Below are 10,261 nucleotides of genomic sequence, written 5' to 3'. Positions count from 1 at the left end.
AAACCAACGACCATGGACCACAACTATTTTATGATTATAGACGATGATGAAGATGACCGATTCTTCTTTAAAGATGCATTGACGAAAATGCCCAGTGCCGTAAAATTTATAGAGGCAAATGGAGGTCAAGAAGCGCTTGAGCTATTGAGAACAGGAGAGCACATGCCACATTATATTTTTCTTGACATAAATATGCCACGTATTGACGGTCGTGAATGTTTAAAGCTATTGAAGAGCGATGCGAAACTAAAACATATTCCTGTTATTATGTATTCCACTTCTTTTAGCCAAGAAAGCATCACTGAATTTCACAAACTCGGCGCATCCACTTGTCTCAAAAAGCCAACCGATGTGACTAAACTTCCTGCGCAAATTATTGAAGTCATTAAAGACCTGTAAATCGTTCTCTAGGTCATTATCACTAAGGCCAACACCGTGAAAAGCCACCTTGAAAGACACCGCATACATTTCTGTAAACGTGATAAGTCACAGCAATCATCGGCAATTAGTTCATGGATGTTGGCGTGCTTACTCAGCTGTACTCAGTTGCATGGATAGCGAAGTGTACGCGCATGACAGGACTCAAATACCATGCATGGTGCAATGCGCTCACTCACAATTTTGTGCTTAGTTAGCGTATGGCGCTTCGTGGAAAGCATAGTGCTAAAAGGCCATTCTGCGTGGAACCGAAAGTTCAGCTGTCACAAGCGTAGCGGATTCCTGAGTCATCGATAGCAGGACATTCAGAAAAAATCAATTTGTAAATGAGCAGCGAGACCATGTTCTATAGCTATTGAAAACTCAAGCCCACCCAGTTTTTTAGTATTTCTTGACCCCATTTTTTTAAGCCCAAATGTTAAATTAATTGCGGCATTTAATTATAATGTTACCTTTGGCAGCGCCATAAAAAGCACTGGCACAGCTAATTCAAAATAAACATCAAACAAATATGGCCATGGCATAGATTAAATCGCACTTCTTTAATCTCTTGGATAACATGTACAGTTCTCAATAAACAGAATCAAGCAAGTAGAACTTCCAATCAATCACAGACCTATTAGAAAATTCAATTCTTTAGTCCTTTTGAAACTCTAAATATTATATTTGACGCGTGTATTACTTAACCTTATAAAAGAACGACATGGAAAAAGGAGGAAAATCCTTAAAGCTTATCAATGCCAACAAAGAACTCGCTTTTCAAAACGAAGAAAAAGAGAAACGCGCGGCAGAGCTAGTCATTGCAAACAAAGAACTCGCTTTTCAAAACGAAGAAAAAGAGAAACGTGCGGCAGAGCTCGTCATTGCGAACAAAGAACTCGTTTTTCAAAGCGAAGAAAAAGAGAAACGCGCGGCAGAGCTAGTCAATGCCAACAAAGAACTCGCTTTTCAAAACGAAGAAAAAGGAAAACGCGCAGCAGAGCTTGGTATTGCGAACAAAGCCCTTGTTTTTCAAAATAAGGAAAAGAAAAAAAGAGCCGTTGAATTGAGCGACTCCAACAAAGAAGTAGACGAATTGGAAAAGCGGGTCAAAGAACGCACCGAAGATTTAGAATCATTTTCATACTCCGTTTCGCACGATTTACGCGCACCGCTGCGTGCCATCAATGGTTACGCAAAAATGCTTGATGAAGATTACAGCAACGTGCTTGATGCAGAAGGGAAAAGGTTTTTAGTAGAGGTAAGAAACAACGCAAACAAAATGGGTGTGTTGATAGATGACCTGCTTACATTTTCCAGATTGGGCCGAAAAGGAATTACTAACGCTAAGGTTGATATGAACAAGTTGTTTGAAACTGTTCTCTCAGAAATCAGCCAAAATACTGCACATCATGCCGAAATAAAATATAGCAACCTGCTTCCCGCAGTTGCAGACCGTAATTTACTGCAGCAGGTAATTAGCAACCTGCTTTCAAACGCCATTAAATATTCCTCTAAAAAAGAAAAGCCTGAGATAGACATAACGTCTAAGTACAAAAACGGCATGCAGGTCTATGCTATAAGCGACAATGGCGTAGGCTTTGATATGCACTACGTCAATAAATTATTCGGGGTGTTTCAGCGGCTGCATTCCGATGAGGAATTTCCGGGTACAGGTGTAGGGCTTGCAATCGTGCAGCGCATTATCCATAAGCACAATGGAAACGTTTGGGCTGAAGCTAAAGAAGGTCAAGGTGCAACCTTTTATTTCAGCTTACCTGCTATTGATGAAAAACCAGTTGTATCTCAATCGTTTAATTTAACTAAATCATGGTAAATAACACAGCCGAGATTCTGCTTATAGAAGATAACATGAACGATGCAGAGCTAACAATACGTGCATTCCGCAAAGGCAATATAAAAAATACGCTCATCCATCTCAAAAACGGAGTCGAAGCACTTGAGTTCCTTTTTGGAACAGGCCAATTTGAAGGTAGAGATATCAGCAAAAAACCAAAGGTCATACTTCTCGATTTAAAGATGCCTAAAGTGGACGGGTTAGAAGTGCTTACCCAGATAAAGGCAAACGAACTCACAAAAGCTATTCCTGTAGTGGTACTCACGTCTTCCAATGAACATCCAGATATCAAGCGCGCCTATTCGCTTGGCGCCAACAGCTACATTGTAAAGCCGGTTGAGTTCGATGAATTTTCGAAAGTAGTTACAGACCTTGGTTTTTATTGGCTGCTCAAGAATCAAGCTCAGGTTTAAACAACTAAAACCCCCCAAATTGAAAACAAAATTAAAAATACTCCACCTCGAAGACACACCTACCGATGCTGAATTGGTAGAGAGAGAATTGAAAAAAGGAAACATTCAATTTGAGACCTTGGTAGTTGCCAATAAAACAGCCTTTGAACAGGCACTCAAAGCATTTGCTCCAGACATCATCATTTCCGACCACACGCTTCCTTCCTTTGATTCATTAGAAGCCATAAAGATGATCAAGCGACAAGGACTAAAGATTCCTATCATACTGGTTACTGCAACTGTTTCTGACGAACATGCTGTAGAAATAATGAAAGCCGGGGCTGATGATTATATCCTTAAAGACCGCTTGCATCGCCTGCCACAGGCCGTATTGAATGCCATGGAGAAATTTAGCATGGAACAAGAGCGTGAGCGCATGATTTATGACCAGGCACATCTCGCTGCTATCGTTAATGCTTCCAATGATGGCATCATAAGCAAAACATTGGATGGCATAATTACCAGTTGGAACACTGGCGCTGAAGAGCTTTTGGGGTATTCAGCAGCAGAAACCATTGGCAAAAACATTGCTATAATCATTCCGCCGGACTGTTTGCCAGTAGAAGCGGAATTTATGGAAAGCCTAAAAAGAGGAGAATCTGTACAGCATTTTGAAACCGTAAGGCTTACAAAAAATGGAGTAAGAGTGGATGTTTCGCTCACGATCTCTCCGATTAAAGACCACAACGGAAAAGTTATTGGTGCCGCTAAGATAGTCTATGATATAACCGACAGAAAAAAGGCAGAACAAATTATATACGACAGCGAGGAGAAATATCATTCCCTTTTTGAGAACAGTTTGGATGCCATACTTCTTACCGTAACTGATGGAAAAATACTCGCGGCAAATCCTGCTGCTTGTACTATGTTTGGCATGAGTGAGAAAGAAATTTGCGAAGCAGGCAGATTTGGTTTAGTGGATACCAAAGACCCTAGGTTGGCTGCCGCTCTTGAAGAACGCCAGCGTACAGGTGCGGTAAAAGCTGAGGTTACAACAATTCGTAAAAACGGGGAGACGTTTCCAGGTGAGTTTACTTCTGTAGTTTATAAAAATGCTAATGGCGAAGAAAGAACTTCAATGATAGTTCGGGATTTAAGTGAAAGAAAACGTGCAGAGGAAGAAATAACCAAGCTATCACTTGTTGCCAGAAAAACCAGCAATGCCGTAGTAATTACCGATGCAAAAGGTGAAATTCAGTGGGTAAACGATGCTTTTACCCGGATGACAGAATTTGAGCTTAACGAAATTATTGGGGAAAAACCGGGTTCTTTTTTACAAGGACCGGAAACTGATCCGGTAGTTGTTGATTATATGCACAATAAAATTCTCAACAGGCAGGCTTTTAACTGTGAGATCATTAATTATACAAAAACAGGCAATAAATACTGGACCCGTATACAATGCCAGCCGGAGTTTGAATCTACCGGTAAACTTGACGGCTTTTTTTCTATTCAAACAGATATAACAAAGGAGAAAGAAGCTGAACAAGCTATAGCTAAATTAAACGAAAGGATGGCCTTGGCGACCACTTCGGTAAAAATGGGAATTTGGGAATGGGACGTAGTAAACAATCATTTTATTTGGGATAAAATCATGTACCAAATTTTTGGAGTGGCAGAAGATGAATTTTGTAGTGCAAATGAAGCATGGGAAGCCATGATTCATCCTGATGATATTGTCGAAGAAAATGAAAAGGTTCAAATCGCATTAAGCGGCGATGCTAAATTTGATTCTGAATTCAGAATTGTCTGGCCAGATAAATCTATTCGTTATATTAAAGGAGATGCTATCGTAGAAAAGGATGACAATGGGAAACCTTTACGAATGATAGGAACAAATTTCGATGTAACCGAGAGAAAAAGTTTGGAAAAAGCAGTGGAAACTGAAAGAGATCAATTCTTTGAAATGTTTTCTAAAGCCCCATCGGCTATTGGCATGTTGAAAGGCCCCAATCATGTTTTTGAAATGGCCAATCCACTTTATTTACACTTGACCGGCAAAAAAGATATTGTTGGAAAAACAGTGGCAGAAGTGCTACCAGAAGTGATTGAACAAGGATTTGTGAGTATGCTAGATCATGTGTACCAGACCGGCGAATCGTATACTGGCAATGAGATGTTGGTCAAGGTAGATACAGAAGGAAACGGTGTAATGACAGATTTCTATATCGACTTCGTCTACCAGGCCTATAAAAATGGCAAGGGAGACATAGAAGGCGTTTTCTTTTTTATCAATGACATCACTGAACAAATACTATCCCGTAAAGAAACAGAAAAAAGCGAGAAACAGTACCGGCAGATTGTTGAAACCGCACAGGAAGGCATTTGGCTGATTGATGAACACAGCAGGACAACGTTTGTGAATAAAAAGATGTGTGAGATCCTTGAATACACTGAGGAGGAATTGATAGGCAAAGAGCATTCCTTTTATATGGATGCCGATGGAAAGGAAAAAGCTGTGCTTGCTTTGGAGCGAAGAAAAAGGGGAATATCAGAAAATCTAGAATTCAACTTTATTTCTAAACATGGCAAACACGTGCTCACAAAGGTATCAGCCAATCCTATTTTTGATGATCTGGGGAATTTTAAAGGGTCATTGGGAATGGTTTCAGATATTACCGAGAAGAAACATTTAGAAGACCTTTTAGAAAAATCGAATAGGCTTGCGGCAGTTGGCAGCTGGGAAATTGATGTTGTAACGGAAACTGTTTATTGGTCAGACATTACTAAGGAAATACGTGAAGTAGATAAAGATTATGTGCCGCTCTTAGGTGAAGGCATCAGTTATTTTAAGGAAGGTATTCATAGAGTTACCATTGAGCAAAAAGTAAAGGACTGTATAAAACATGGCACGCCATGGGATGAAGAGTTACAGATCATTACTTTTAAAGGAAACGAGAAATGGGTACGTACAATTGGCCAAGCAGATTTTTTAGACGGGAAATGTATTAAGATACATGGTAGTTTTCAGGACATTACGGAACGTAAAAATGCCGGGATAAAAGTTAGAGATAGTGAGTTCAGGTACCGTCAGATTGTAGAAACCGCGCAGGAGGGCATATGGATGTTGGATGAAAACAGTGAAACCACTTTTGTGAATCAGAAAATGTGTGAGATTATTGGCTATCCACGTGATGAAATGCTGGGCAAAACAAATTTCTTTTTTAAAGACGAAGCTGATTTACAGACCGCCAACGTTGCTCTTAAAAGAAGAAAACGAGGCATTAGTGAAACCTATAAAGCATCATTTTTAACAAAAGATGGCAGGCTTATCTGGACCCAAATATCCTCCAATCCTATTTTTGACGATGCCAATATTTACAAGGGCTCCTTATGGATGGTCTCAGATATTACAGAGAAACTGATGGCTGATAAGATGCTTATGGAAAGTGAGCAGAAGCACCGTAAACTTGCTTCTGAATTAGAGATAGAACGCATACGTCTGGTTACAGCACAGTCAGTAGCTAAAGTAGGTAGTTGGGAAACAAACTTGCAGACCTTTCAAGTAAATTGGTCCAATGAAACGCATCGGATCTTTGGATCTAATCCTGAAAAGTTTGAAGCGTCCCATTCAGCTTTCCTCAATTTTATTCATCCTGAAGACAGGGAGAAAGTAGATGCAGCCTTTGCTGATTCACTCCACAAAAGCGGGTCTAGTACAATAGAACATCGGATTATTACGGTGCAAGGCATCGAAAAATGGGTAGAAGAAATTTGGTCTGTTTCCAGAGACGAAAAGGGCTCTCCTAAGATTGCAACTGGTACGTGCCAAGATATCACGGCAAGTAAAAAAGCAGCAGATAAAGTCATAAGGAGCGAAGCGAAATTGAATGTAGCGCAGTATATTGCCCATGTGGGTAGTTATGAAGTAGATATGGTAACCGATGAACAAAGTTGGTCTGATGAATTTTATAGGATTTTAGGGATAAACTCAGGAGTACCGCCCTCTCGTGAAGCCTTCCTGTCATTTGTCCACCCCGATGACAGGCCCAAGGTTGTTAGCAGTATGGACGAGGCTTACTCTTTGTACGAAGATTCATTGATTCAGTTTAGATTTATAAGAAAAAATGGTGCCAAAGGATACGCATCATCCGAATGGAAGTTTGAGTTTGACGATCAGGGCAATCCGCTTTACTTATACGGTATCTTAAGAGATTTGACGAAAGAAAAGAAAGCAGAGCGCGAACGCGTTAAAATGATTTCTGATATTGTTCAGCGCAATAGTGATCTGGAGCAGTTTTCTTATATGGTATCACACAACCTTCGTGCCCCAACGGCCAACATTATAGGTTTCGCAGATATTTTACAGGATGACAGCATTAGCTCACAGGAGCAAAAAGAACTTCTGCAAGGACTTTCAGCATCTGTAAAAGGACTCGATACCATCATTAAGGATATCAACATCATCTTACAGGTTGAACGCGAAGTACACGAGAAAAAAGAAGTCATCATCTTTTCAAAACTTGTAAACGATATCATGCTTAGTATTGGCAATCTCATTTACAAACATCGCGTAATTATCAATCGCGACTTTTCAGCAGTGGACGAAATCTACTCACTCAAGGTTTACATATACAGTATCTTCTATAACCTGATAAGCAACAGCATTAAATACAGCAAACCAAACGAGCAACCACGCATCGAAATAAAAAGTAAAAAGGAAAATGGAAAAATAATCCTTACATTTAAGGACAACGGCTTAGGCATTGACCTGAAAACCAAAGCCGATAAAATTTTCGGACTATACAATCGCTTCCATTCACATGTTGAAGGCAAAGGCATGGGGCTCTTCATGGTAAAAAAACAAGTAGAATCACTCGGTGGAAAAATAACTGTTGCAAGCGAACCCAACCAAGGGACAGAATTTACAATAGAGTTCGAAATTTAATTCTGAAAAAAAATGACACAAACAACAAAACGCTTCCTCCTTGTTGACGATGACCCACTAAACAATTACCTCACAAAAATGGTGCTTAAAAAATCATTTGAAGGCGCGCAGGTTAAAGACTTCAGCATTCCCGAAGATGGATTGGGCTTTATAGGATCTGCACCAAACCAACATCCTTCAGATGAGAAAACAATACTTTTTCTCGATATCAACATGCCTACACTATCTGGATGGGAGTTTCTAGCGGCGTTTGATCGTTTCGATGCCTCCATAAAAGCGCAATACAACATTTATATCCTCTCCTCCTCTGTGGACCTAAACGACATCAACCTCGCAAAAGCAAATCCGCTTGTTTTGGATTTTATAGAAAAGCCGCTCAACAAAGCTAAGCTTGTTGAACTATTTGGCTAATGGAAAACGAATTGCCACGATCTTCTTTCCATGCACATCATCACGACATTAAAGTTAACACACTCCAAGAACACCCGATATGGCAGGCAGTATGAATCTGCATCAATAGTGCTGCCAATGCAAATCGTTTCAACAAATAGTTATGCTTATTCAAAAGAGCTGTGCTTAGCGCTAAGTGATAAACTCATGTCACTCCTATAGGCTGAACATAATTGCTCAATCTCAAGAAGATGGACATTGGATGTCTATAAATCTATTCAAGGCCTTAGGCATTATGTTGCTTTAATACCGAGTCGGACTTGCAGTCCCCAAAAAAAGCCTGTTTTCGTTCGTAAGTAAAATAAACCTTACAAAGCAAATATAATCGTTCAAATGCATATTTAATTGGTTAATAAGCTTATATTTGCCAAGTAATTCAAAACAGACTCCTTGCGACAACGCCTATTAGAATCCTAATGGCACTCAATGGAATGATCTCAAAGCATTAATATCATGAAACATCTTGATCTCATCGTTTTATCAGTTGGCCTAGGTTTTACTTCTAAAGCTCTCGATTTAGAAAAAAAACCGACACCCTAAGTGCTGGCAATTTCCTTTAGGTAGCAGGACAAGAATGAACCTATCCCAGCAAAATAAATGTTAAGACGACTTATAAAACAGTTTAAAACATAAATCAAATACACTAACTCATGACACATAACTATTTTAAAACAACAGGCATTTTCTTATTGATGTGTTTGCTAACAAGCAGCATCGCAATATCACAAGTAGGTATAGGAACTGAAACTCCAGATGATTCATCTATTCTGGATATGCAATCCACTTCAGCTGGACTGCTTATTCCTAGGATGACCGATACAGAAAGGGATGGCATCTTAGAGCCCGCAGAAGGATTACAGGTTTATAATACCACCAACAAAACCTTAGATATTTACATCGATGGGGTTTGGAACTCTTTTTTATCCCAAAAAAGTGCTAACGCTAACAGATCTAACCTTGTGACTGTTTACTCCGTTGACGACCTACCAACTCCTGCTGCTGGCGCTATCACATTAGACGCCACCAAAATGTATGTTTTTTCTGGTATGGTTGATATTGGTTCCAATCACATCATAATGAATGGCGCGGGCCTTAGGGGTACCGATCCACAAAAGGATGGTGTCATGTCATCGGCTAGTGGGGGTGTTCTTAGAAGTACAGCCACCAATATATTTATGCAGAATTTCACCGTAATTCCTACTGCTGGTTCAGCCTATGATTTTTCGGGTACTGCAGCAAACTTTTGTAATATTTTTTCTGGTTGTTCTGTAATTGGGGGTAGTGTTGGGCAGATTTCAGGATTCAATGCGATTACCATTATCCAAAACTATTGGAACGTCACAGATGGTGTAAAAGTCACTGGCAACGTGGGTAAATTCACGTCTTCTTATAATTTTATTGTGGGTATTAGCAGCGGTGCTGGTGTAGAATTTTTAGCAGGACTCACCGCTAATGATATTGATATGGCAAACAATTACTTTATTTATGCAGGACAAACAGGTATAAAGGTAAATGCGGGTGCTGCAGTGGATAGAGGGCGAATGACTACAAATATGTTCAGAGATGTGACAACACCTTTGTCTGGTATAGACTCATATTCTCCAGGATGGAGCATGAAACAAAACACCAACATACCCGATTCAAGGGCCTATAGTTTTATTTACTTTAATGGGAATACAGCTCCTACATTATTGCCTACACAGAATTTTTTCACTAAAATTGAAGGGGCTACGGAGGTTGTTAGTCAAAAGCGATTTACAGGAAATAACACTGGTAAAATAACGTACACTGATAAAGAGCCTATAACAGCGAAAATTTCGGTTGTAATAAGTGCAAAGGCTAATGAAAACAATTCTCAATATTCCATAGGAATTCGTAAAAATAACGAAATGACACTTACTGGTCCTGTAGCTTCTATGGCTTCTACGGCAAACAATCAGTCGTTTCAAATTATTTTAAACACGGAAGTAGATCTAGAAACCGATGACGCTATCGAGGTTTATATTGCCAGAAGTAATGGTTCTACAGATAATGAAATTACAGTAAGCGAGTTACAATTTAGAGTAACCGACTAAAGTAATGTAGCGGTTATGATGGAACTCTATCGAACTGAAATGGATTTGGCATATCAAATCGATAATGTTTTGAATGTGGAACTATCCTTGGCACGAAACAACATCAAGTGCATTTAAGTGG

The 10,261-nt window shown here is 39.6% G+C and carries 6 protein-coding genes; all 6 read left to right on the top strand.

Going from position 1 to position 10,261, the window contains the following annotated elements:
* Positions 1–12: 12 nt before the first annotated feature.
* Entirely contained in the window at positions 13–399 is a 387-nt protein-coding gene (locus ESY88_RS04040; RefSeq protein ID WP_147084730.1) for a response regulator, read from the top strand.
* 742 nt (positions 400–1,141) lie between these two features.
* A complete protein-coding gene (locus ESY88_RS04035) occupies positions 1,142–2,254 on the top strand; it encodes a sensor histidine kinase (RefSeq protein WP_147084729.1) in 1,113 nt (370 codons plus the stop codon).
* The gene (locus ESY88_RS04030; protein WP_147084728.1) at positions 2,248–2,688 is read left to right on the top strand and encodes a response regulator; all 441 of its coding nucleotides are present in this window, start codon (positions 2,248–2,250) and stop codon (positions 2,686–2,688) included. Before ESY88_RS04035 ends, ESY88_RS04030 begins: the two co-directional genes overlap by 7 nt.
* 19 nt (positions 2,689–2,707) lie before the next feature.
* Positions 2,708–7,615: a PAS domain S-box protein gene (locus ESY88_RS04025; protein WP_189702513.1), complete on the top strand. Its 4,908-nt coding sequence runs from the start codon at positions 2,708–2,710 to the stop codon at positions 7,613–7,615.
* A gap of 12 nt (positions 7,616–7,627) precedes the next feature.
* The gene (locus ESY88_RS04020; protein WP_147084726.1) at positions 7,628–8,026 is read left to right on the top strand and encodes a response regulator; all 399 of its coding nucleotides are present in this window, start codon (positions 7,628–7,630) and stop codon (positions 8,024–8,026) included.
* 689 nt (positions 8,027–8,715) lie between these two features.
* Positions 8,716–10,140, top strand: a complete 1,425-nt coding sequence (locus tag ESY88_RS04015) for a hypothetical protein (RefSeq protein WP_147084725.1) — start codon at positions 8,716–8,718, stop codon at positions 10,138–10,140.
* Positions 10,141–10,261: the final 121 nt, after the last annotated feature.

The organism is Subsaximicrobium wynnwilliamsii, from assembly GCF_007997225.1.
Classification (GTDB): Bacteria; Bacteroidota; Bacteroidia; order Flavobacteriales; family Flavobacteriaceae; genus Psychroserpens; species Psychroserpens wynnwilliamsii.
This window is presented reverse-complemented; position numbering and strand designations above follow the sequence as displayed.

Bases quoted from the DNA above. Each gene is read 5' to 3' on its own strand.
- ESY88_RS04040 (WP_147084730.1), top strand. From the start codon at position 13: ATGGACCACAACTATTTTATGATTATAGACGATGATGAAGATGACCGA.
- ESY88_RS04035 (WP_147084729.1), top strand. From the start codon at position 1,142: ATGGAAAAAGGAGGAAAATCCTTAAAGCTTATCAATGCCAACAAAGAA.
- ESY88_RS04030 (WP_147084728.1), top strand. From the start codon at position 2,248: ATGGTAAATAACACAGCCGAGATTCTGCTTATAGAAGATAACATGAAC.
- ESY88_RS04020 (WP_147084726.1), top strand. From the start codon at position 7,628: ATGACACAAACAACAAAACGCTTCCTCCTTGTTGACGATGACCCACTA.
- ESY88_RS04015 (WP_147084725.1), top strand. From the start codon at position 8,716: ATGACACATAACTATTTTAAAACAACAGGCATTTTCTTATTGATGTGT.